Origin of the sequence: Anabaenopsis sp. FSS-46 (assembly GCF_029891665.1) — a bacterium.
GTDB classification, from domain to species: domain Bacteria; phylum Cyanobacteriota; class Cyanobacteriia; order Cyanobacteriales; family Nostocaceae; genus Anabaenopsis; species Anabaenopsis arnoldii.
Map to the genome: position 1 here is coordinate 14223 of NZ_JANQDG010000135.1, position 24178 is coordinate 38400.

17 protein-coding genes, 1 tRNA gene and 1 pseudogene are annotated in these 24178 nt (G+C 42.9%); 7 read left to right on the top strand and 12 right to left on the bottom strand.

Features of this window, described 5'->3' with window-relative positions:
• Positions 1 to 105 precede the first annotated feature (105 nt).
• Positions 106 to 306: a hypothetical protein gene (locus NWP21_RS16655; RefSeq protein ID WP_280793536.1), complete on the top strand. Its 201-nt coding sequence runs from the start codon at positions 106 to 108 to the stop codon at positions 304 to 306.
• On the opposite strand, the pseudogene NWP21_RS16660 reads toward NWP21_RS16655, so the two are convergent.
• Positions 287 to 1432 (bottom strand): annotated as a pseudogene (locus tag NWP21_RS16660) (hypothetical protein). The gene NWP21_RS16655 and the pseudogene NWP21_RS16660 overlap by 20 nt on opposite strands.
• A gap of 6 nt (positions 1433 to 1438) precedes the next feature.
• Positions 1439 to 1675 carry a hypothetical protein gene (locus NWP21_RS16665; RefSeq protein WP_280793537.1) on the bottom strand — a complete coding sequence of 79 codons (237 nt, stop codon included), beginning with the start codon at positions 1673 to 1675 and terminating at the stop codon, positions 1439 to 1441.
• 313 nt (positions 1676 to 1988) lie between these two features.
• Between NWP21_RS16665 and NWP21_RS16670 the strand changes: the two genes are divergently transcribed.
• Positions 1989 to 2588: a hypothetical protein gene (locus tag NWP21_RS16670; protein WP_280793538.1), complete on the top strand. Its 600-nt coding sequence runs from the start codon at positions 1989 to 1991 to the stop codon at positions 2586 to 2588.
• Positions 2589 to 2908: 320 nt separating this feature from the next.
• On the opposite strand, the gene NWP21_RS16675 is transcribed toward NWP21_RS16670, so the two are convergent.
• The 3 genes from NWP21_RS16675 to NWP21_RS16685 all read right to left on the bottom strand — a co-directional run bounded on the left by NWP21_RS16675 (position 2909) and on the right by NWP21_RS16685 (position 6008).
• Positions 2909 to 4726 (bottom strand): hypothetical protein, encoded by a 1818-nt coding sequence (locus NWP21_RS16675; RefSeq protein WP_280793539.1) that lies wholly within the window; start codon positions 4724 to 4726, stop codon positions 2909 to 2911.
• A gap of 181 nt (positions 4727 to 4907) precedes the next feature.
• Positions 4908 to 5552, bottom strand: coding sequence for a tetratricopeptide repeat protein (locus tag NWP21_RS16680; protein WP_280793540.1), 645 nt, complete (start codon positions 5550 to 5552; stop codon positions 4908 to 4910).
• 312 nt (positions 5553 to 5864) lie between these two features.
• Positions 5865 to 6008, bottom strand: coding sequence for a WD40 repeat domain-containing protein (locus tag NWP21_RS16685; protein WP_280793541.1), 144 nt, complete (start codon positions 6006 to 6008; stop codon positions 5865 to 5867).
• A 378-nt stretch (positions 6009 to 6386) separates the two neighbouring features.
• Between NWP21_RS16685 and NWP21_RS16690 the strand changes: the two genes are divergently transcribed.
• Positions 6387 to 7382, top strand: a complete 996-nt coding sequence (locus NWP21_RS16690; protein ID WP_280793542.1) for a CsgG/HfaB family protein — start codon at positions 6387 to 6389, stop codon at positions 7380 to 7382.
• An 861-nt stretch (positions 7383 to 8243) separates the two neighbouring features.
• On the opposite strand, the gene NWP21_RS16695 is transcribed toward NWP21_RS16690, so the two are convergent.
• The 5 genes from NWP21_RS16695 to NWP21_RS16715 all read right to left on the bottom strand — a co-directional run bounded on the left by NWP21_RS16695 (position 8244) and on the right by NWP21_RS16715 (position 13505).
• Positions 8244 to 11243 carry a trypsin-like peptidase domain-containing protein gene (locus NWP21_RS16695; RefSeq protein ID WP_280793543.1) on the bottom strand — a complete coding sequence of 1000 codons (3000 nt, stop codon included), beginning with the start codon at positions 11241 to 11243 and terminating at the stop codon, positions 8244 to 8246.
• Positions 11244 to 11330: 87 nt separating this feature from the next.
• Positions 11331 to 11465: a hypothetical protein gene (locus tag NWP21_RS16700; protein ID WP_280793544.1), complete on the bottom strand. Its 135-nt coding sequence runs from the start codon at positions 11463 to 11465 to the stop codon at positions 11331 to 11333.
• 31 nt (positions 11466 to 11496) lie between these two features.
• Positions 11497 to 12141: a COP23 domain-containing protein gene (locus NWP21_RS16705; RefSeq protein ID WP_280793551.1), complete on the bottom strand. Its 645-nt coding sequence runs from the start codon at positions 12139 to 12141 to the stop codon at positions 11497 to 11499.
• Positions 12142 to 12287: 146 nt separating this feature from the next.
• A complete protein-coding gene (locus tag NWP21_RS16710; RefSeq protein ID WP_280793545.1) occupies positions 12288 to 12500 on the bottom strand; it encodes a hypothetical protein in 213 nt (70 codons plus the stop codon).
• A 396-nt stretch (positions 12501 to 12896) separates the two neighbouring features.
• Positions 12897 to 13505 (bottom strand): tetratricopeptide repeat protein, encoded by a 609-nt coding sequence (locus tag NWP21_RS16715; protein ID WP_280793546.1) that lies wholly within the window; start codon positions 13503 to 13505, stop codon positions 12897 to 12899.
• Positions 13506 to 14052: 547 nt separating this feature from the next.
• Here NWP21_RS16715 and NWP21_RS16720 point away from each other — a divergent pair.
• Positions 14053 to 14877, top strand: a complete 825-nt coding sequence (locus NWP21_RS16720; protein WP_280793547.1) for a DNA adenine methylase — start codon at positions 14053 to 14055, stop codon at positions 14875 to 14877.
• On the opposite strand, the gene NWP21_RS16725 is transcribed toward NWP21_RS16720, so the two are convergent.
• Positions 14859 to 14932, bottom strand: a tRNA-Met gene (locus NWP21_RS16725). The genes NWP21_RS16720 and NWP21_RS16725 overlap by 19 nt on opposite strands.
• A gap of 83 nt (positions 14933 to 15015) precedes the next feature.
• Positions 15016 to 17862 carry an excinuclease ABC subunit UvrA gene (gene uvrA, locus NWP21_RS16730; RefSeq protein ID WP_280793548.1) on the bottom strand — a complete coding sequence of 949 codons (2847 nt, stop codon included), beginning with the start codon at positions 17860 to 17862 and terminating at the stop codon, positions 15016 to 15018.
• Positions 17863 to 18372: 510 nt separating this feature from the next.
• On the opposite strand from uvrA, the gene NWP21_RS16735 reads away from it, so the two are divergent.
• From NWP21_RS16735 to NWP21_RS16745, 3 genes are all read left to right on the top strand, one after another.
• A complete protein-coding gene (locus NWP21_RS16735) occupies positions 18373 to 20763 on the top strand; it encodes a phosphoketolase family protein (RefSeq protein ID WP_280793549.1) in 2391 nt (796 codons plus the stop codon).
• 477 nt (positions 20764 to 21240) lie between these two features.
• On the top strand, positions 21241 to 23463 hold the full coding sequence (locus NWP21_RS16740) for a polysaccharide biosynthesis tyrosine autokinase (RefSeq protein ID WP_348519784.1): 2223 nt from the start codon (positions 21241 to 21243) through the stop codon (positions 23461 to 23463).
• 101 nt (positions 23464 to 23564) lie between these two features.
• Positions 23565 to 23930: a zinc ribbon domain-containing protein gene (locus NWP21_RS16745; RefSeq protein WP_280793550.1), complete on the top strand. Its 366-nt coding sequence runs from the start codon at positions 23565 to 23567 to the stop codon at positions 23928 to 23930.
• The last annotated feature ends 248 nt before the right edge of the window (positions 23931 to 24178 follow it).

Here is a 24178-nt window from a genome sequence, read left to right on the forward strand (position 1 = left end):
AATAGGGTTAACAATCATTGCCTAGAGTATTATATGTAACTCACAAGTCCACTTTTAGTGGACTTTAGCTATTAGACGCTTAATTTATTCCCCGGCTAATTGTTGATGGTCACACCTCTTCCCAGTCAACAGTCAACAGTCAACCGTCAACAGTCAACAGTCAACAGTCAACGGTTCGACTCCGCTCACCGACCACCGTCAACAGTCAACCGTCAACAGTCAACCGTCAACAGTCAACCGTCAACGGTTCGACTCCGCTCACCGACCACCGTCAACAAATCCAAACCTAACCCCGAATTACTGTAATATTTCTCCCTTGGGGACTTAGGGCTATTTCCGTGGTGGTGCGATCGCTGATGGGGGGTAAGTCGGGGCGACGGTCAAATATTACTAACCATCCTGTATCTAAATTTAATCCTGATAAATATTTATCTAACTGTATCAATCCTTGGGGTAAGGGGTCGGGTTTACCCTGTTTCCATACCTTTAATTCCATCCCTAAGACTACATCCCCATACCTTAAACATATATCCATCCTCCCGGAGCCTATGGCGTATTCCCGTTCTAGGCTACCACCACCATTAACAACCCGGTGTAAAAATGCCATTAATACTAAGTGGGGCGCAATTTCTGGGTAAGGGGTACTTTTAAATAATGGTTCCCCGTGTTGTCGCCAAAACTCTAAGAATAAGCCTAATAATTTTTCTGGGATTAATTCACCACTAGCACTCAACCATTCAGGTTAAATCACTCCTAGAGACATAATGGGGGTATAGGCTAAAACTTTAGGCAAAACCTCTCTATATATGGGGTTAGCAATTTCTAAACCTCTAATGGGATGATAGCGACACAATCCTAAATCTAGCACAAAACGAATATCATCATTAGGTACATCTGGTAATTCTTCCCCGGCTAACATGGGTTGAATAATTGCTTTTACCCTATCTTCCCGCAGTCGCTCGGCTAAACTATCTAAATGGGTGTCTTGCCTTTGAATTAGTATATCTTTAGCTTGATTGATTAAGTCTATAGTGATGGGGATATTTACATCTTCTGCTAGGTATTCTGTAACTTCCTTAGCTAAAGCATTGACTAACCAAGGTTGACCCTGGGTTAAATAGTAGGCGTGGTTAATGGCTTCGGGGGTAAAGATTTGCCCGGTGGCTTGGGTGTGTTGTGCGTATAGATTACTCACATCTTTGAAGGTGAAATTACTTAAGGATAGTAAGACGGCGGTGTACTGACCACTGGCTGTTAACTGCTGTGCAAGGGTCAACATGGCAGTAGTTTTACCGGTTTGTCTGGGTGCATGGATGACAAAGTAATTGCGCTGGGCAATCAGGCGTTTTAACTCTGGTAGGCGTTCGGTGGTGGGTAGGGTGTAGTGTATATCCGGTTGACAGGGGCCAGCAGTGTTAAACCATTTAGTCATAAAAGTTTAGGTATAGCTTGATTTGATTATAGATGACTGTTGACTGTTGACGGTGGTCGGTTGACGGGTCAGATCGCCTTGATTGCGAGGTGCGATCGCCTTTAGCAGCGCTTCGCAGATGATCTGATGAGGTTTAACCCCACCCCCAACCCCTCCCCTTACAAAGGGAGGGGGGTATATGGAATGGCGAACTGCTTGCAGCAGCGCTTCGCGATCGCATCCGGTCAAGATAACCAAATACATGATCTTCGAGTCACACAGATCCCCGACTTCTGGACAAGTTATATGAGATGATGCCAATTATCTAAGAAGTCGGGGATCTTACTCACCTAGGTGCGATCTGCTTGCAGCAGCACTGGGGCGATCGCACCGTGAAGATGATCTGATTAGGTCTGACCCCACCCCCAACCCCTCCCCTTACAAAGGGAGGGGGGTATATGGAATGGCGATCTGCTTGGTCAGTTGCGGATGTAATTAGACATTTTTCACAAGGCTGGTATAATAGCACTAGGTAGAATTTTAGTCAATATTTTTTGCTAAAAATCAGGTAATACACATGGCTTATAGTGATTTCACCTTGAGTAAGTTTAAAAAGGATTTTAATATTCATATTCATGAAGAAATGGATTTATTTATGAATGTTGAACCTATACAAATCAGTGAAAAGCTCAAATTTACTTTAGAAGAAACTACAGAATTAGCATTAGCAATTAATACGGAAAAAGCCAGATCAGAAATGATTATTACGCCGATTTTACTGGAGGTAAGACGTAGGTGTAATTACGAAATTAGTTTATTTTCGGGAACTGATTTTAATCTAGATTTAAAAAAAGGATTAAACGGTTATTGTGATTTTATCATCAGTCGTTCTCAGGAACAGTTAATAATTAATGCACCTGTAATAATCATTGTTGAAGCTAAGAATGAAAACATTAAAGCTGGTTTAGGACAATGTGCAGCGGCGATGTTTGCAGCACAGTTGTTTAATGAACAAGAAGGTAATGATATTAAAACTATTTATGGTGCGGTGACCACTGGGGATATTTGGAAGTTTTTAAAGTTGCAAGGGACAAATATATTTATTGATTTGAATAATTATTATATTAAAGAGTCAGATAAAATTTTAGGTATTTTGTGTTACGGAATTAATAATTGAATGGCGAAGCGCTGCTGCAAAAGCATATCGCGAAGCGCTGCTGCAAGCATATCGCATTGGCGCTGCTGCTCAGTGCAGCCGGGGAATAAATTCCCCGTCTAATAGCGAAAGTCCACTAAAAGTGGACTGTTAGGTTACAAAAAATACTCTAGGCAATGATTGTTAACCTGATTTATAATGTTATATTTAACACGTAGTCGGATTTATCCGACTTAAGCTATTAGACGGGGGTTTCTAACCCCCGGTTCCCGATTGTCTGGGCTGAAGGCTACTAACCAAACCCAATTTGAATGTTCGGTGAGGGTATATTCTAACTCCCATCATGTTAGTGATTTTTCTGCTTGATAAGCAATTACAGACTCAATTAACTTGCCATACTTAGAGTAGAGGAGATTATAAGCCGCATCCTTGACATCGGCTGATTCATCTGTGGTTAAAGCTTGGAGAAGTAAGTTAACCCCATCGTCCCCATAGTTCAGGGCTTGGGATATGGCATTTATCCTAACCTTGGGGTCAGTATCGTTATAGGAATCAATGGAAATTTCTACTATTAATTTTTCTTTGACAGTTGCTTCTGATACATCATCTGGGAAGTAATTATCTCTTTCTTGACTCAATTTATTGAGTAAATCATCTGGAGGAATGAGACTAAATTCAAATTTATCTTTATATTCATAATAGAAACAAGCCGCATGACCTGTACCATAAATCATTAAGGCTTTAGTGCCGACTTTTAGGAGTTTATTCTCAATGTAACCCAACTTTAACCAATCTATTCCTATATCTATTACTTTTTCTCCTGAGAAAATAAAGCCAAATATAAATAAAGCTTCTTGTTTTCTTTCAGGATCATCTATATTAAATCCATAAATCTCTGCGATTTGACAAATCATCTCTGCCCCTAATTTGGCTATTTCTGGCAGATCAATCCCCTCTGCTCCTAATCCCTCTAAAATATTATTAACCGTTGCTACCATATCTCCAATTAATTCTAATCCTGCTGCCTGTAAGGATTTATCAATAATTAGTTTGTGTGCTATTTCACGGGGAGTTTTATGTCGGACTCTTTTGGTTAATCTTTTGACAGATTTACTAGCTGCGGTGAAATTAATATCACAAATAGATTCAGCAATCCATTCTGTTAAATATTCCCAAGCATCATTATTTGCTGCATTTTTTAGCTGAGATAATTCAGGATTTTGATCTACTGTTATATGCAGATCGTTAATATTTTCTGCTGTAATCCTTCTTCTTTCTTCAGGTGACCGAACTGGTGGTTTTTCATCATCCTCTTCATCACCATCATTGTTATCAGACTTTAAACGCCTTTGCCAAATCTTGATGGTTTCATCCCAACTCCCAGAAGCTAAGATTTGACCATCCGGGCTAAAGGCTACTGAAGTAACAGGCTCTGAATGTCCGGTGAGGGTGGCGATTTTCTCTTGGGTGGCGACATCCCACAGTTTGATGGTGCAATCCCTACTCCCAGAAGCTAAAGTGCGACCATCTGGGCTGAAAGCTACTGAATCAACCCCATATGAATGTCCGCTGAGGGTGGCAATTTCTTCTTGGATTGCTACATCCCACAGTTGGATGGTGCTATCCGCACTCCCAGAGGCTAGGGTTTTACCATTCGGGCTGAATGCTACTGACAAAACCCCATCTGAATGTCCGGTGAGGGTGGCGATTTCCTCTTGGGTGGCGACATCCCACAGTTTGATGGTTGTATCCCCACTCCCAGAGGCTAAGATGCGACCATCCGGGCTGAATGCTACTGAAGGAACGTAAGATGAATGTCCGGTGAGGGTAGTGATTTCCCGCCGAGTACCTACATCCCACAGTCTGATGGTGTTATCCCAACTCCCAGAAGCTAAGGTGTGACCATCCGGGCTAAATGCTACTGAACCAACCATATCTGAATGTCCGGTGAGGGTGGCGATTTCCCGCCGGGTGCCTACATCCCACAGTTTGATGGTTTGATCCGCACTCCCAGAGGCTAAGGTACGACCATCCGGGCTGAATGCTACTGAAGTAACAGTACCTGAATGTCCGGTGAGGGTATATTCTAACTCCCATGATGTTAGTGATTTTTGTGCTTGATAAGCAGTTGCATACTCAATTGGTTGTGGCTCGTTCATGATAGTTTACCACTGGTAGTTAATTTATTCTTGGGGACATTATATAATCAGGTGTTACCCGATACTTGTTAGGTGTAAAGGTAATTAGGCGAAGTTCAAACTTGATTTGACTTTCTTCTACTGATGATAATTGTAGGACGGATACTAAAGCGTGTTCAGTCCTCACTTTCATGTATTGCAGTTAGAGTGAGTTTAAACGTCTAATAGTTCGTTGATAAAAATCAATACGTTGTTGATCGAGGTATAATTCCGCAGCTTGTTGGTAATCAGATCTGGCTTTGCTGATGTTTCCTATCTGACGGTAAACCTCTCCTCGACCGTAGTAAGCATGAGCAGTATTAGGACTAATCGCAATAACTTTGTTATAATCAGCCAGTGCTAAATCCCATTTTTCCTGGTTACGGTAAACACTAGCACGAAGGAAGTAAGCTTCAGCATAATTAGGATTAAGTCTAATACCTAAGTTCAAATCAGCCAAAGCTAAATCTAAATCCAAATTATCTTCTCGTAAAAAATAAACACCACCGCGAAGGAAGTAGGCTTCAGCATAATTAGGATTGAGTTTAATAGCTTGGGTGAAATTAAACAGAGCTAAGTCTAAATTTCTCTGTTTATAGTAATCCATACCGCGCCTGATGTAAGTTTCAGCTAAAGCGCGATTAGACGGACTTTGACTGTAAAGTATTGGGGGTCTTTGACTAACTACTTGGGAATTTTTGATAGTTAACGCCTGGTTTTGATTGGTTTGACCCCAAGTGGGAGTAGCACTGAGGGTGAATGTGAGTGTTGTTAGGGCTACAGCTTTAGTTAGTCCTATTAATTCCATGGGTTTTACCTTTGATGGTTAGTTAAATATTTAACGGTATGCGTACTTATAATAAGAAACAGCAAAAGTTTAAATAGATGAAATTTATAATACCACGCTCTGGACACAATAAAATAAATGACACATTGATTTTAGTCAATCTCAGTAATACTATTTAGGTAATTTTGTCATCTATCTAAAGATAGATTTTTGATAATATAAAAATTTTAGAGTAGTATTGACCCCTCACCTTACAAAGGCATGGGGGTATATGGCTTACAGCAGCGCTTCGTGTGGCGTTAGCTATACCGTCAACCGTCAACACCATGACCATTAACGCCCCCGCCAAATCTTGATGGTGTTATCCCCACTCCCATAGACTAAGGTTTTACCATCGGGGCTGAAGGCTACTGACAGAACCGGCTTTGAATGAAAAGTGATATAAACACGCTCTCGGATTGAGTCCTGCTGTTCCACCAGGGGGGCTAGTAGCCCTTGAATGATTTATTCTTTCACATATCTATCTTTAGATAGATGACAAAATTACCTAAATAGTATCACTGATACGACAAGACAAAAAAATACACTTTTCAACTAAAGGTAAGTTGATTGTGCTATTTTTAGATTGTGATTGAATCAATATTCAAAACCAGGGGAAAAATGGTTAATCTTGCCAAAATAGCCAATTTCCGGCTTTGAAGAATGATGATGTTGATAGTAAATATACCCGTGTGGTAAGGGTTTAGCAATGCTAAACCCCTACGAAAATATGTGCTTTTTAGCGTCACACATATTTAGAGTTTATTGTCAATAGGTAACTTCTGGTTAGTTGTAAAAGTAAGAAAACAATACTTGATGAACAAACATTTTATCTCTAAAAATCTTTCTTTTCTGCTTGTAGGGTTGTTAGGCACTGCGGCGATCGCCTCTAACAATTATCCCGTTAAAGCAAACACTCCTCCTGCCATTATTGCTCAAGCTAGTAGCCAACAAAAAATCAGAATCGCTGTCTTAGATTTTGACTATAGCGCCTTAAGTAACCCTCAATTGTTATTAGATATTTTTGGCGGTAGTGCTAAAGGTGTCAGTGAAGTATTGGTGAATCGTTTAGTAGATTCAGACAAATATCGAGTAATAGAAAGAAGTCGTCTGAATGCGGTATTAACAGAACAAAACTTAGGTGCTAGTGGCAGAGTTAATCCTAGCACGGCCGCAGAAATCGGTCGTTTATTAGGAGTTGAGGTAATTATTATTGGTTCGGTTACTCAATTTGACATTCAAAAAAAAGGATCGAGTTTTGGTTTATTTGGTGTTAACGTCGGTGGACAGACTACAGAGGCTCTTGTCTCTTTAAATGTTCGAGCAGTTAACACCACTACTGGTGAAATCATTATGGTTGCAGAAGGTAGCGGTGTTGGCACTCAAAAAGATGATCAGGTTTATGTTTTTGGAATGGGAGGTGGTACAACTACCAGTAATGAAGGTAAATTGTTATCCGTAGCCACTCAAAAAGCTGTAGAACAAGTTATTAGCGAGATAGACAAAAAAAATAACCAACTAGCAGCAGTTCCCAAAGTATTACCCCGTGTAAATGCAGTGGTTGCCGACATTAGTGCTGGTTCAGTTATTCTGAATAAAGGTTCAAGTGACGGCTATAGTGTAGGAATGAAGGTTTCTATCGAAAGAGTGGGTAAGGAAATAAAAGATCCACAAACAGGCAAAGTAATCCGCCGTTTAACCACTCCCGTTGGGGTTGTGGAATTGTATGATGTGGATACGTCTTCTAGTGTTGGTAAAATTGTTTCTGGTAATGGTTTTAAAGTAGGTGATCTGGCTTCTCCCACACAATAGGAAATAAAAATTAAGAGGTTTTTCATAACCAATTCCTCGCAAGGGGCAAAAAAGACAGTCGAACCTTGAGAATTGCGTTCCCATCTAGAGGCTAAGAGGTTGTTTGTCAAGTCCCTCATGGTGTATCTAATATTTTTATATCCCCCTAAATCCCCCTTGAGAAGGGGGACTTTGACTCTAGTCCCCCCCTTTTTAAGGGGGGTTAGGGGGGATAAAGAAGTGTCTAAAATCACCTTATAAAACTTATCAAACATCCTCTAAAGGTGCGATATCGCATTGGCGCTGCTGCAAGCATATCGCATTGGCGCTGCTGCAAAAGCATATCGCGAAGGGCTGCTGCAAGCATATCGCATTGGCGCTGCTGCTCAGTGCAGCCGGGGAATAAATTAAGCGTCTAATAGCGAAAGTGCAGCCGGGGAATAAATTAAGCGTCTAATAGCGAAAGTCCACTAAAAGTGGACTGGTAGGTTACATATAATACTCTAGGCAATGATTGTTAACCTGATTTATAATGTTATATTTAACACGTAGTCGGATTTATCCGACTTAAGCTATTAGACGGGGGTTTCTAACCCCCGGTTCCCGATTGTCGTAGCTCTTAACCCCTGACCCCTGACCCGTTAACGGTATGGCTAACGCCACGCTATCGCTATCGACTCCGCTCACCGACCACCGTCAACGGTATGGCTAACGCCACGCTATCGCTATCGACTCCGCTCACCGACCACCGTTAACAACCCTGACAAGATTATGGTCAGAAGTGGGGGATATGAGGATTCACCCCACGGCCAATATCCCCGACTTCTATAGAGATTTATGGTTACCTGACAAGATTATGGTCAGAAGTGGGGGATATGAGGATTAACGCCCCCGCCAAATCTTGATGGTACCATCCCCACTCCCAGATGCTAATGTGCGGCCATCGGGGCTGAAGGCTACTGAACGAACCCCATCTGAATGTTCCGTGAGGGTGGCGATTGACCGACGGGTGGCGACATCCCACAGTTTGATGGTGTTATCCTCACTCCCAGAAGCTAAAGTTTTACCATCGGGACTGAAGGCTACTGAATTAACCCTATTTGAATGTCCCGTGAGAGTGGTGATTGACCGACCTGTGGCTACATCCCACAGTTTGATGGTGTTATCCTCACTCCCAGAAGCTAAGGTTTTACCATCCGGACTAAATGCTACAGACCTAACCGCTTCAGAATGACCGGTGAGTGTAGCGATTGACCGACGTGTGGCTACATCCCACAGTTTGATGGTTCTATCCACACTCCCAGAAGCTAAGGTTTTACCATCCGGGCTGAAGGCTACAGAACTAACCGAATCTGAATGACCGGTGAGGGTGGCGATTTTCCTCCCGGTCGCGACATCCCACAGTTTGATGGTTCTATCCACACTCCCAGAAGAAGCTAAGGTTTTACCATCCGGGCTGAAGGCTACTGAAGTAACCACAAATGAATGTCCCGTGAGAGTGGCGATTTCTCGCCGGGTAGCTACATCCCACAGTTTGACGGTTCTATCCCAACTCCCAGAGGCTAAGGTGCGACCATCCGGGCTGAACACTGGGGTGAGACCATCCAGGCTGAACGCTAATAACAGGTACGGACCAGCAACCTCGGTCGGCTTTGGGGTGAGACCATCCAGTCTGAACACTGGTAAATATCCAGTGAGGGTGCTGGCTAGGGTAGGATAAGCCCAGGTAACTACAGTGGCGATGGTTTGTAAATTGGGTATCCTTTCCAGGGAAATACCCTGCTGATACATATCCACTAAATCTGCTTGACCATAAATACCAATCACAAATCCCCACTCATTGAGGATGGGACCACCTGTTAACCCCGGTCGGGCTTGACCTTCTAGTTGCAGGTTATACTCGCCTTCTTGGTCTGGTCTTTTTTTACCTGGATGTAAAAAATAAGGACGTTCATGAGGATTACTCTGACCGGGTATGGGATAACCTGCGGTGTATACCGTTGCCCCTGTGGGGACTGCGCTGGCATCTCCCACCAGGGCGGTGTCATAATTATTCTTGCTAGTAAATTGTAATAGACCTAAATCTAAGTTGCCTAAACGACCCCTAGGTACGGACTGGTGTTGTTGACCGTCGGGGGTGGTGAGTGTGACAGTCTGGTGTGGGGCTATCAGATGATGGGACGTGAGGACGGTATAGGTGTCACCCCTGCGATTAATGATGATTCCCGAACCCAGCGCTGTTTCCAGGCGCACGGTGATTTTTTGGGATCTGTCATTAACCAGCACATTCACCGGGGTAACAGTTTCTGCGGTGACTGTACTTTGTTGCCACAGTTTGATGGTGTTATCATAACTCCCTGCTAAGGTTTTACCATCGGGGCTGAAGGCTACTGAATTAACGTTATCTGAATGTCCCGTGAGTGTAGCGATTAACCTCCCGGTGGCGACATCCCACAGTTTGATGGTACTATCCCAACTCCCAGAAGCTAAGGTTCTACCATCGGGGCTGAAGGCTACTGAACTAACAGAACTTGAATGTCCCGTGAGAGTGGCAATTTCTCGACGGGTGGCTACATCCCAGAGTTTTATGGTACTATCCCAACTCCCAGAGGCTAAGGTGCGACCATTCGGGCTGAAGGCTACTGAAAAAACCCAAGATGAATGTCCCGTGAGGGTGGCGATTTCTCCCCCCGTGGCTACATCCCACAGTTTTATGGTTCTATCCCAACTCCCAGAAGCTAAGGTGCGACCATCCGGGCTGAAGGCTACAGACCAAACCGAACTTGAATGTCCCGTGAGAGTGGCAATTTCTCGACGGGTGGCTACATCCCAGAGTTTGATGGTGTTATCCAAACTAGCCAGGGTTTGACCATCCGGGCTGAATCCTACAGACCTAACCGCTTCAGAATGACCGGTGAGGGTGGCGATTTCCCTCCCGGTCGCGACATCCCACAGTTTGATAGTCTTGTCCCCACTCCCACTAGCCAGGGTTTGACCATCCGGGCTGAATCCTACAGACCTAACCGAATCTGAATGTCCGGTGAGGGTGGCGATTTCCCTCCCGGTCGCGACATCCCACAGTTTGATGGTTTTATCCCCACTCCCAGAAGCTAAGGTGCGACCATCTGGGCTGAATGCTACTGAGTAAACATAACTTGAATGCCCGGTGATGGTTTTAACTAGGCTCGAACTTGACCAGGTAATTACCCGCGCCCGTCGGGAGAGGTCAGGGATTTTCTCTATGGGGATACCTAGCACACCTTCTTTTATTGTGGAACCCAGTTCCGCTTTACCATAAATACCAATGACAAACCCCCGCTGGTCAAAAATTGGACCCCCACTGACTCCCGGTTGGGGTTTACCAGACATAATTAAGTCGTATCCCTCCCTTTCTCCCTGACTGCGGGATGTCAGTTGATCTTCTGTAAACCTATACTGTCTAGGATTAGGGTTGGCGGGAAACCCGGCATAATATAGGGGGGAACCATTGTTCACTGTCCGGGAATCTGCTACGGATGCCAGTCTATACTCTTTAGGGCTGGTAAAACTAATGATGGCTAAATCTAATCCTGGTAGGCGCTCAATTTGGTTAATGGTGTGGCTCTCCCTATCGCCAGTAATTACCCGATAGTCGCCTGACTTTGCTACAACATGAAAGGCAGTGAGGACGGTATACACATTACCTTGGCGATTAATTATTACCCCAGAACCCTTACCATCCAAGCCGGCAATGTTGACGGTGACTTGTCGGGCAATGTTGTTAATTTCTGCTGCTGTTAACCTTGATATTTGTACGGAGTTGAGAGCTAACACTGGTTGTAAATGCACTACCGCCGCTGTGGTAGCACCTAAAATTACTGCTAGTTCTGGGGTAAATCTCATGGGTAATCCATCACTTTTGGGTCACGGGGTAGGGGAAAAATCACTGATGGGGATAACCCAGCTTTGTGGACTAATAGCGGTTACTTCCTAGGGGTTAACAGAGGCGATTGGTAAATACATAGGGATTATTCCCAATGGGAGAAGTGGTAGGGTATCGATTACCCCAAACACCCCAGGAGTGATGGCGGCGCTGACTGTAACCAGTTGGTTGTTTTTTTCCACACTGTTGTGTACGCCTCTCAAGAGTTTTAGTTTACCAAATCCGGTCTGACTGAGGTTCAGGTTGTGGGGGATTATAATTGTAACTAGGAGTAGCAGGATTAGAAACAGACAAGTGAGCGTTAATAATATCTTCCATGCTCACCCTGACAACCCCATCAGTATTGTCCTTGATTTCTACCCTACCGGCATCATTACCACTAAGATAAACTTCCCTACCGGAGGCACTAGTACGGGTATTTAATAGCTCATCTAGTAACTTGTGGGGATGTTGGCCGTTGGTGACTGTCAGTAAAAGATTATGATTGTTACAGCCTCGTTCACCGGAACCTAAACCGCAGATGACAGGTTGATTATTTAACCTTCCCAGTGCCAGGTATTGGAGTTTACCTTGACGATTCAATGTGTTAAACCGTTGAGATACAGCCTGACAACGGTTTAGGGGTGTCCAGGTGTCGTTTACTCTACTGCTCGCAGTCCAGTTAATAATGGGTATATTTCCAGTACTGTGGCGTACCACGGTGGTGGGACGAGCGACATTACCCTGTTTATTCCACCTAGCACCACAGAAAAACTCCAGGGTTTGGGCGGCTGTGGGTTGGGTATTAATGACAGAGATACTAGATATACTCAAGGCTGCAGCTAGGGCTGTTAAGGGTGCTGTTAAGTATTTTTTCATCACAGGGATATTAAAGTTGTCAAAGGAAATTTTAGATAATATTCTTGAATATTTGGGCTATTGGTAGCAATATTAGCCAATTAAGGCTAATGTATCACTATTTCTCACCCATGTAAATAATTAACTGCTAATTTTTAACCTTGGGATTACGGACTAGTTGACGGTTGACGGTTGACTGTTGACTGTTGACGGTAGGGTATTCTAGGTAACTCACTAGTCCACTTGCAGTGGACTTTAACTTTGAGACGGGGGTTTCTAAGCCCCGGATCTCTGTGTAGCATTAAAGGGAATTTTTCAACCCAGAGCGATCTGCAAGCAGCAGCGCTTCGCGATCGCCCGGTGAAGATGATCAAATACATGATCTTTGAGTCACACAGATCCCCGACTTCTGGGGAAGTTATATGAGATGATGTCAATTATCTAAGAAGTCGGGGATCTTACTCACCTCCACAGATCCCCGACTTCTGGGGAAGTTATATGAGATGATGTCAATTATGTAAGAAGTCGGGGATCTTACTCAGATTTATTCGTTAGGCAAGAACTTTTGAGGTTATCGTTGGCAAGGGTTGACTGGGCATATGTCAAAAATTGGGTAGTTTAAACCAGTTTTACCGCTTGCCAACTTTTGTGGAGTGCCATTAGCTGACCTTCCTGGTTACAGGGTTGGCGAGTTGGCTTTTTAGCTTTTCTCATCAAGACAAGGGCGAACAGTTCTCTAAAATCTTTGCAGTGCTTAGTTTCAGGTATTTTTGCAGCTACAAGCCGTATAACATCATAATTGCTCTTTCATAACCAGCAGTATCACCTTGATTGTGGTATAATTGCGCTGCTCTTTGCAAATTTTCCCTGGCTTTGTTGATGTCTCCTAGGTCACGGTAAATATTACCGCGCATGATGTAAGCACCGGCATAATTAGGATCAATTGTAATAGCTTGGTTGAAATCAGCCAGAACTAAATCCCATTTCTCCTGGTCAGCGTAAAGATTACCGCGACCGGTGTAAGCTAGAGCATTATTAGGATCAAGTTCAATAGCTTTGTTATAATCAGCCAAAGCTAAATCCCAGTTCTGCTGGTTACGGTAAACACTACCGCGAAGGATGTAAGCAAGAGCATAATTAGGATCAATTGTAATAGCTTGGTTGAAATTAAACAGAGCTAAGTCTAAATTTCCCTGTCCATAGAAAACATTACTACCTTCACTGGTATAAGTTACAGCTAAAACGCGATTAGACAGACCTTGACTGTCAGGTGTTGGAGTATCTTTAAAGCTGTTTCCATTAGTCTGACTACAAGATGCGGTAGCACTGAGGGTGAATGTCAGTGTTGTTAGGGCTACAGTCCTAGTTAGTCCTATTAATTGCATGGGTTTTACCTTTGATGGTTAGTTCAATATTTAACGGTATGCGTACTTGTAAGAAGAAACAGCAAAAGTTTAAATAGATGAAATTTATAATACCACGCTCTGGACATAATAAAATAAATGACACATTTATTTTATTCACCCTCAGTAATACTATTTAGGTAATCTTGTCATCTATCCAAAGATAGATTTTTGAGAATATAAAAATTTTAGAGTAGTATTGACCCCTCACCTTACAAAGAGATAGGGGTATATGGCTTACAGCAGCGCTTCGCGATCGCATCCCGTCAAGATCATCAAATACATGATCTTCTAGTCAGATTTATCTGACTTTAGCTTTGAGACGGGGGTTTCTAACCCCCGGATTCCCATGTAGCATCAAAAGGTGAGGGGGGTATATAGAATGGCGATCGCCTTACAGCAGCGCGATCGCCCGGTGAAGATGATCAAATACATGATCTTTGAGTCACACAGATCCCCGACTTCTGGACAAGTTATATGAGATGATGTCAATTATGTAATAAGTCGGGGATCTTACGCTCCAATAATTATGATCAAAAGTCCATTGCGTTACCCTGGTGGGAAGTCAAAAGCTATTAAGGAAATAACAGCACACTTACCAGAAAGCTTTTCAGAATTTCGAGAACCTTTTGTGGGTGGTGGTTCTGTATTTATATACTTGAAACAAAAATATCCCTATCTGAAAATTTGGATTAATGATTTAAACCGCGAGTTATATCTGTTTTGGAAATATGCAAAATCCGATTTACGCCGTCTGTTGACAGAAATCCGTCACATTAAGCAGACATATACAGATGGTAAAATCCTTTTTGCAGAATTAACCACTATAGACAGCAATAACTTATGTGACTTTGACAGGGCAGTACGCTTTTTTGTTCTCAATAGAATTACATTTTCTGGTACTGTAGAATCTGGGGGATTTTCTGAGCAAGCTTTTGATAAACGCTTTACTGACTCTTCGATAGACCGCCTAGAGAAGTTAGGGGAGATTTTAACGGATGATGTGAAAATTACTAACTTGGATTATGGTGACTTATTGAAAGCAGAGGGTAAAAATGTATTTATATTTTTAGACCCGCCTTATTTTACTGCTACCAAATCCAGGTTATATGGTAAAGATGGTGATTTGCACACCTGTTTTAATCATCAAAGGTTTGGGGAATTGGTCAGAGGATGCGCTCACCCTTGGTTAATCACTTACGATGATTCCCCTCAAATCAGAGAAAACTTTCCAGACTCTTACCTGTTTGAGTGGGAATTACAATATGGTATGAACAATTACAAGCAGGGTAGGGCAGCCAAGGGTAAGGAGTTATTCATTAAAAATTACTCTAATGGCTCAGGTCGGATTTGAACCAACGACCCCAGGCTTATGAGTCCCGTGCTCTAACCAACTGAGCTACTGAGCCATGCTTATTCATCGTTTATTAGCATAGCATAGAGTTTTGGGGATGGCTAGTGTTTTGTCATATTAATTTTTTTTCTATTTTTTTTAACTCGCTGGATACTGCTGTAACACCTGCTGTAGATATTGTCCTGTATAAGAAATAGGATTGGTTGCAACTTGTTCGGGTGTCCCCACTGCAATGATTTCGCCGCCTTTATCCCCACCTTCTGGACCTAAATCAATTACCCAGTCAGCGCAACGAATGACATCTAAATTGTGTTCAATGACTAAGATGGAGTTACCCTTATCGACTAACCTTTGCAATACATCCAATAATTTATGGACATCATAAAAGGATAATCCGGTGGTGGGTTCATCTATGAGATACAGGGTTTTACCTGTAGCGCGGCGAGATAGTTCTGTGGCTAATTTCACCCGTTGGGCTTCCCCTCCAGATAAGGTGGTAGCAGGTTGTCCGAGTTTGATGTAACCTAAACCGACATCATATAAAGTTTGCAGTCGGGTAAAAGCTTTGGGGATGTTCTGGAAAAACTCTAAACTTTCCTCGACGGTCATATTCAGCACGTCTGCTATGGATTTATCTTTGTATTTCACCTGTAAGGTTTCCCGGTTGTATCTTGCGCCTTTGCAAATTTCGCACTGTACATACACATCTGGGAGAAAGTTCATTTCAATGACATTGACACCCTGACCGCTACAAGCTTCACAACGCCCACCTTTGACATTAAAAGAAAATTGTCCGGGTTTGTATCCCCTGGCCTTGGCTTCGACTGTTTGGGAAAATACATCTCGAATTGCATCGAAAATACCTGTATAGGTAGCGGGGTTGGAGCGTGGTGTACGTCCTATGGGTGACTGGTCGATGACAATGGCTTTATCTACTGCGTTTAATCCCTGAATTTCTTGTAAGTGTTTGGGTAGGGGGACTTTCTTTGTTAAATGATGTTGTAGTGAGGGATAAAGTAGTTCGTTGATGAGGGTAGATTTACCGGAACCAGAAACACCGGTGACGGAGACCAGTTTACCTAGGGGAATTTCTACATCGATATTTTTTAAGTTATTGCGATGGGCGTTTTTAATTACTAAACTGCGTCCGTTCCCCTGTCTTCGTTGCGCTGGGGTGGTAATTACTCGTCTCCCCGATAAGTAAGCACCTGTTAAAGAGTCTGTTGCTGCGAGTAGGGTTTCTAGGTCGCCTTGAGAGGTAATATTTCCGCCGTGGATTCCTGCACCTGGTCCAATATCAACGATGTGATCAGCAGCGCGGATGGTTTCTTCGTCATGCTCTACGACGATGAGGGTGTTACCTAACTCGCGTAATTTGGTTAAGGTTTTGAGTAAGCGGCCGTTGTCTCTTTGATGTAAACCGATGCTGGGTTCATCTAAAACATAGAGTACCCCTGTTAAACCAGAACCTATCTGTGTGGCTAAACGAATGCGTTGGGCTTCCCCACCGGAAAGGGTCATGGCGGGACGGTCAAGGGTGAGATAATCTAAGCCGACATCTAGTAAGAATTGCAATCTGGCTTTGATTTCTCTTAAAACTAAGTCGGCAATTTGCAGTTGGCGATCGCTTAATTTTAACTGATCAATTCTGGTTTGGCAATCTTGAATCGAAACCCCGGTTAAGTCTAAAATACCATATTGTCCCAAGCGTACCGCTAAAGCTTCGGGTTTTAAGCGTTTTCCTCCACAAACCTCACAGGGTTGGTCAATGAGATAGGGTTCTAATTTCTGCTTAATTAAGTCTGACCCCCCCTCGTATTGCCGTTGTAAAATGGGGATTACACCTTTAAAATTCTGCTTTGTTTCCTGGTTTTCCCCATACAGCACGGTTTGCTGTTGTTCTGCTGTTAGCTGATTCCACTTGGTTTGGAGTTCAAACCCGTGAGCTTGTCCTAAAGTATATAGCAAATCTAGATAATAGGAGTTTTCTTTTTCCGACCAGGGGGCGATCGCTGCATACATTGGCGATTGCGGGTCAGGTATAATCAAATCTGGGGTAAATGTTTTTAAACTGCCTATGCCGTGACAATGGGGACAAGCACCATAAGGGGAGTTAAAGGAGAACAACCGCGGCGATAATTCTTCCATTACCGCCCCATGGACTGGACAAGCGAAGTTTTCTGAAAATACTAATTCTTCTTCTTGCTCCTCGCTGTGACTGACCAGGATGTTGGCAATACCACCGGACTGTTTAAGGCACGTAGAAAGAGAATCTACTAAACGCTCTTGAATACTGTCTTTTTTTACTAAGCGGTCAATGACAACTTCTATGGTATGAGTAATATTTTTATCTAGTTCTATGGAGTCGGAGAGTTCCCGCACTTCCCCATCTACACGCACCCGCACAAAACCTTGAGCAGCGAGACTCGATAACAGCTTGCGGTGAGTCCCTTTTTTCCCGCGGACTACGGGGGCGAGAATTTGAAACCGGGTACGGTCTGGTAATTCCAAAATGCGATCGCACATCTGGTCAATGGTCTGGGGGGCAATGGAGCGCCCGCATATGGGACAATGGGGTTCACCAGCACGACCAAACAGGAGGCGTAAATAATCGTAAATTTCTGTGACTGTCCCCACGGTGGAACGGGGGTTATGGGAAGTAGATTTTTGGTCAATGGAAATGGCCGGACTTAACCCCTCGATGGCTTCGACATCCGGTTTATCTAATTGACCTAAAAATTGCCGTGCGTAGGCGCTCAGGGACTCTACATAACGCCGTTGACCTTCGGCGAAAATGGTATCAAAGGCTAAGGAAGATTTACCGGAACCGGAAACCCCAGTAAATACAATCAGGCGATCGCGTGGTAATTCCAAGTCTATATTTTTGAGATTATGCTGTCTAGCACCCCGAATGCGAATAGTATTTTGACTGTTGTCGTGAGCGTGAGGAAGATGGCCATTTAAGCATGGGGTGTGATCTAACATATCGGCTGGGTAATAGTCTACTAGCAGCAATTCTTCATAATACTATTTTTGCAACAGTTATATTAGTACTGATATACCAATATTGATAATTATACCAGTCAGCAATACTTAAACTCATGATTACCAGTTGAAAATGTGCATCTAGCAAAAGTAATAATTATCAATTGTCAACTGAGGATATTTTCCGGGGAACATCAGGTACTATTCTATGCTGAATATAGATCAGGAAATCAAACTTAAAATAAACATTAAAAATATTTCTATACTAGAGTAAATCTGTTAGTGTTTCATGGAGACAGCAGAGAAAGTTAACAGAAGGTTAATAATGTATTCCTGTTGCGGTTGTGGAGAGAAATCATTAGAAAACTATCCTGTCAGAATTGTTAAAAACTCCCTAATTGTAGAAGTAAATTCACCGATGAGATTTTCGGGTAATTTGTCGTTAGTTCAGAAGTCTTGCTGACGATAAACCCATGGAGTTAGCAAAAAAATTTAGCAATGGAGTTTGATATGACTTTAGCGAGTCCCGCACAAATGCAGCCTTTAGCCGGGGAAGAACTGGAGAAAATAAACGCTTACTGGCGTGCTGCTAACTATCTTTCGGTTGGACAAATATATCTGTTTGATAATCCCCTACTGCGAGAACCTTTAAAATCTGAACACGTTAAACCCAGACTATTAGGACACTGGGGAACAACACCAGGGCTGAACTTTATTTATGTTCATCTCAACCGGGTAATTAAAAAGTATGACCTGAATATGATTTATATCGCAGGTCCTGGTCATGGGGGACCGGGACTAGTCGCTAATACTTACCTGGAAGGGACATACAGCGAATACTACCCCAACATTTCCCAAGATGTAGAGGGAATGAAGAAACTGTTTAAACAGTTCTCTTTTCCCGGTGGTATTCCTAGCCATGTTGCACCAGAAACCCCTGGTTCAATTCACGAAGGGGGAGAATTAGGTTATGCTCTGGTTCATGCCTATGGTGCTGCTTTTGACAACCCTGATTTAATTGTGGCGGCGGTTGTGGGTGATGGAGAGGCGGAAACGGGGGCTTTAGCTACCAGTTGGCATTCTAACAAGTTTCTTAACCCTGTGAATGATGGTGCAGTGCTGCCTATATTACACCTCAATGGCTATAAAATAGCTAACCCCACGGTTTTGGCTAGGTTGAGTCATGAAGAATTAGAAAACCTATTTTTAGGTTATGGTTATAAACCTTACTTTGTAGAAGGTAGTGACCCTGGGGATGTCCACCAGCAAATGGCGGCAATTTTAGAAACTGCGATCGACCAAATCCACAGCATCCAAAGAGAAGCTAGGGTACATGGTTATAGCCACACTAGCAAACGTCCCCAGTGGCCGATGATTATCCTGAGAACCCCCAAAGGTTGGACAGGACCTAAAGAAGTAGACGGGAAAAAAACCGAGGACTATTGGCGATCGCATCAAGTACCCTTTGGTAATGTAGTCGGGAACCCAGAACACCTGAAATTACTAGAAGACTGGATGAAGAGTTACAAACCCGAAGAACTCTTCGATGCTAACGGTAAACTCATCCCCGAATTAGCAGAACTAGCGCCCCAAGGACATCGACGCATGGGGGACAATCCCCATACCAACGGCGGTATTCTCCTACGGGACTTGAAAATGCCCGACTTCCCAGACTATGCTGTTCAGATCAGCAAACCAGGGACAACTTATGCGGAAGCTACCAAAGTAGCCGGAGAGTTCCTGCGGGACGTGATGCAACTCAACGCAGAAAGCCGCAACTTTCGGGTATTTGGCCCTGACGAAACCGCGTCAAATCGACTGGGTGCGGTGCTAGAAGTGACAGATAGGACGTGGGTAGCGGATATCCTCCCAGAAGATGAGAAACTGTCACCCAATGGTCGGGTGATGGAGGTGCTCAGTGAAACCAATTGTCAAGGCTGGTTAGAAGGATACCTGCTTACAGGTCGTCATGGTTTCTTCTCCTGCTATGAGGCGTTTATCCACATCATCGACTCGATGTTTAACCAGCACGCCAAATGGCTCAAGACTACTAATCATATTCCCTGGCGGCGACCGATTGCATCCCTTAACTATTTACTCACCTCTCACGTTTGGCGACAAGACCATAACGGATTCTCTCACCAAGACCCTGGTTTTATCGACCATGTACTTAACAAAAAAGCCGAGATTATCCGCGTCTATCTTCCCCCCGATGCTAATACTCTGCTGTCGGTAACAGACCATTGCTTAAGAAGTCGCCAATATGTCAATGTCATAGTTGCTGGAAAACAGCCATCATTGCAATACTTAGACATGGACGCTGCTATTAAGCATTGTACCAAAGGCCTGAGTATTTGGGAATGGGCTAGCAATGATCAAGGGAGTGAACCAGATGTAGTTATGGCTTGTGCTGGGGATGTTCCCACCTTAGAAACCTTAGCCGCAGTCGATATTCTGCGTCAGTACTTCCCAGAATTAAAGGTGCGGGTGGTCAACATCATCAACTTGATGAAACTACAACCACAAACTGAGCATCCCCACGGTTTAAGCGGTAAAGAATTTGATATAATTTTTACCACTGATAAACCAATTATCTTTGCTTTCCATGGTTATCCTTGGTTAATCCATCGTCTGACCTATCGCCACACCAACCACAAAAACTTACACGTGCGCGGTTATAAGGAAGAGGGAACCACTACCACCCCCTTTGATATGGTTGTGCTCAATGACCTTGACCGCTTCCACTTGGTGATGGATGTCATTGACCGCGTGCCAAAACTAGGTTATAAAGCTGCTTATGTGAAACAGATGTTAGAAGATAAGCTGATTGAACATAAGCAATACATTCAGGAACACGGCGAAGATATGCCGGAAATTCGCGATTGGAAGTGGCCTTATTAAGCTAATCACTAGGGTGGGTAAGCCATGAGCAACCCACCCTTAATTAATTGTAAGAGGATGTTGGGAAAGTATTAAACAGGTAATTTTTATCTTAGGGAACACCGGAACACCGGAACACCGGAACACCGGAACAGGGAATGGGGAACTGAAACAATCAAATCCAATCCCCTCCCCTGACAAGGGGAGGGTTAGGGTGGGGTCAAACAATAGTTGATACACTAATCATGACTTGACAAACATCCTCTGAGAGTATAAGAACCCAGGCGATTACCTTCAGCATAACGCGATCGCCGCTTACGGTATTTAGTCACAAAAATAGCTTCATCATGGGTTATACACAATCTTCATAATACAAATCATAAACCTCTAGTAAAATAGTGAATCTATAGGGTGAAAAAACATCATTTTTTTTAGCAACGACAAGATAATCTTCCATATATAGCGTTCGGTGGATTTATATATTAGAGGAATTTGATAGTGAGTAACACAAGTATGAATCAAAACCAACTGGTTCATTACTCTTCAATAAAACCAGTTAATGTCAGAAGACTACCTGAAATTTTACTTCGCCGGCGCTTTTTTTGCTTAGGTATTTCCTGCATATTTATGTCAGTGACTGGCTACTTGGCTCTCAATATCAAACCGAATTATCAAAGCTCCATGCAGATATTGGTACACTCCAATTTATACGAGGGAGTTAGAGTAAATAATAGTTCCTTAAGTACAAATAATGACTTAACCGCAGCCAACCCACCAGTATTTGATCACAGCTATCAGATGAAACTGATGGTGAGTTCTAAATTGATACAGAAAGCTGTAGATATTCTGCGTTCTGATTATCCAGATATTACCCTAGAAGATATTAAAGGCTACCATAGAGACAATCAAAAAACAGGTCTGTTAGTCAAGCAATTACCAGTCATCTCTGGAGTTTATCAAGGTCATAGTCAAATATTTGAGGTTTCCTTTAGTGCTAATGACCCAGTAAAAACACAAAGAGTGTTGCAAGCTCTACAAACAGTTTATCTACAGTATAATACACAGCAACAACAAGAACGACTGAAGCAAGGACTGAGTTTTGTTAGCGCACGCTTACCTCAGACCAAAAAAGAGCTGAGTCAAGCTGAGAAAAAGTTAGAAGATTTCCGCAAACAGCATAATATACTTGACCCGGAAGTACAAAGTAAAATCCTGCTAGAATCTCTTGCTGATGTTGACAAACAGCAACAAATTACCCGCGCACAGATTAAAGATGTACAAGCTCGGTACAATAACCTAGAACAAAAAATCGCTGAGTTATCCCAGAAGGCCAGAATTGCTTCTCGTTTAAACCAATCAACTCGTTACCAATCCCTATTGGGTGCAGTTCAAAACACTGAAGTAGCCATTGCTAGGGAGGAAATGCGGTATACAGAGGAGTCGCCAATCTTAGAACGACTCAGACAGCAATATCAGAGTCAAAAAGCGCTGTTAGAGCAAGAAATCAAAGAATTGGTAGATGTCAAAGATATTAAAAATGTTAGTGACACCGAAAAATTACCCTTGACACAAGGAGAAGCAGCAGAAGTTAATCCTACCCTGATGCAAGAATTTATTCAGGTGCAAACAGTTCTACAAGGACTAAAGGCTCATGAAAATAGTTTATCTGAATCGGAGAAACAACTCAAGTCCCAACTGAGCAAATACCCCAGCCTTATAGCTGAGTACAACCGCCTACTACCAGCAGTAGAAACTCAACGCAAGATACTTCAGCAATTAGTCCAGACCCAGCAGTATTTGGGATTAAAGATTTCTCAGGGGGGGTTTAATTGGCAAATTTTAGAGGAAGCAGGTTTGGGAACTTCCACAAGTGACCGGAGAAAAACACTTTTACTGGGGGGAGTTGTAGTTAGTCCCATTGCAGGTATTGCCCTGTCCCTGATTTGGGGAATCTTGAATTACACTATATATTCTGTCAAAGAATTACAGAAGCTGACGCAGCTGAGAATATTGGGGTCAGTGCCAAAATTGGCGCTCTCTAGTGTCAAGAAGGGTTTACCTCGCTGGTTTTGGCGCAAACAGGAAAATTTAGCTGTCCCTTTGTTAGAAAGTAGCGCCTGGTTACCTAGCCACGAAAACCTAAATATTATATACCAAAACCTTCAAATATTCAAGCATCCTTACGCCTACAAGTCCCTGATGTTAACTTCAGCAATATCTAGAGAAGGTAAGACCACCTTGGCCCTGGGACTAGCTGCAAGTGCTGCGCGAATGAACCGGCGCGTCTTATTGATTGACGCTAACTTGCAGTGTCCTCACATACACAAAAATTTGCAACTGTGTAATGACTGGGGACTATCTCTGTTATTAATTGATGACACAAATACCCAAGTCCAAGATTATATCCAACCCATTCACCCTTCTATTGATATTTTGACTGCTGGCCCGACACCGGAGGACACAATTCAATTGCTGAGTCACAACCGAATGGCAGAACTGCTAAAGTTGTTTGAGCAAACCTATGATTTAGTCCTCATCGATGCACCGCCGATTTTAGGCACCGTGGATGCCAGAATTTTGGCATCATGCTGTCAAGCAATTGTCATGGTGGCGCGTATTGGTCAGGTGACTAGCAACCAGTTGAAGCCAGCTATAGAAGTTTTGAGCCAATTGAATTTACTGGGAATTATAGCTAATGATGTGAGTAATTCTCAAGGTTAGCAATCGGGAAGACGTGTAAGTAATTGTAACTTATTTGCTTAAAGCGATTAAATAATATTAACTCACGCTAGACTAAAAGTAGTTGATTTAATGAGGTCTTAATGCACCATGTCACTCCCAAGGAAGCAGCTAAAATCCTTGGTGTCCATGTCTCCAGTCTCAGGAGATGGGAAAACGAAGGCAAGCTTAAAGCAATCCGTACACCAGGAGGTCAAAGGCGGTTTATCCTCGAAAACGAATCATATACATCAAAAACCTGTGGTAACTGCGGTCATGTTCACTATAAATTAGGTGGGAACAAAGTTTTTAAATGTCCACATTGCGGAATACAGATTTGTCGTGATGTAAATGGCGCACGCAATATTTTATTGCGTGCTTTGCAAGCAACTGCCTTCACCGTGACCCATGATGAAATCATGCTTTCTGAGGAGTCAGAATTGACGGATGCCGTAGTTAATCTAGTTTAATCGCTTTGATTAGCTTAAAAGTTGCACTTAATGACTTAATGATCTGATTTTCCATACTGAAGGCATAATTGTGAGGAAGTGGCAACTTCCCGGGTGAGCTAGTCCTAATCTGACTATTTTATAGACAAAACTATACTTATGTTGACAAGTATTGACATAAGTGAGTTAAGAAAATCGCCCACTTGATATATAATCCTACGATATCAAGTATTGAATTAAGACTATTGCCAACGCGAAAACCAAGCAAT

Bases quoted from the DNA above. Each gene is read 5' to 3' on its own strand.
- NWP21_RS16655 (WP_280793536.1), top strand. From the start codon at position 106: ATGGTCACACCTCTTCCCAGTCAACAGTCAACAGTCAACCGTCAACAG.
- NWP21_RS16665 (WP_280793537.1), bottom strand. From the start codon at position 1,675: ATGTATTTGGTTATCTTGACCGGATGCGATCGCGAAGCGCTGCTGCAA.
- NWP21_RS16670 (WP_280793538.1), top strand. From the start codon at position 1,989: ATGGCTTATAGTGATTTCACCTTGAGTAAGTTTAAAAAGGATTTTAAT.
- NWP21_RS16675 (WP_280793539.1), bottom strand. From the start codon at position 4,726: ATGAACGAGCCACAACCAATTGAGTATGCAACTGCTTATCAAGCACAA.
- NWP21_RS16680 (WP_280793540.1), bottom strand. From the start codon at position 5,552: ATGGAATTAATAGGACTAACTAAAGCTGTAGCCCTAACAACACTCACA.
- NWP21_RS16690 (WP_280793542.1), top strand. From the start codon at position 6,387: ATGAACAAACATTTTATCTCTAAAAATCTTTCTTTTCTGCTTGTAGGG.
- NWP21_RS16695 (WP_280793543.1), bottom strand. From the start codon at position 11,243: ATGAGATTTACCCCAGAACTAGCAGTAATTTTAGGTGCTACCACAGCG.
- NWP21_RS16705 (WP_280793551.1), bottom strand. From the start codon at position 12,141: ATGAAAAAATACTTAACAGCACCCTTAACAGCCCTAGCTGCAGCCTTG.
- NWP21_RS16710 (WP_280793545.1), bottom strand. From the start codon at position 12,500: ATGTATTTGATCATCTTCACCGGGCGATCGCGAAGCGCTGCTGCTTGC.
- NWP21_RS16715 (WP_280793546.1), bottom strand. From the start codon at position 13,505: ATGCAATTAATAGGACTAACTAGGACTGTAGCCCTAACAACACTGACA.
- NWP21_RS16720 (WP_280793547.1), top strand. From the start codon at position 14,053: ATGATCAAAAGTCCATTGCGTTACCCTGGTGGGAAGTCAAAAGCTATT.
- uvrA (WP_280793548.1), bottom strand. From the start codon at position 17,862: ATGTTAGATCACACCCCATGCTTAAATGGCCATCTTCCTCACGCTCAC.
- NWP21_RS16735 (WP_280793549.1), top strand. From the start codon at position 18,373: ATGACTTTAGCGAGTCCCGCACAAATGCAGCCTTTAGCCGGGGAAGAA.
- NWP21_RS16745 (WP_280793550.1), top strand. From the start codon at position 23,565: ATGCACCATGTCACTCCCAAGGAAGCAGCTAAAATCCTTGGTGTCCAT.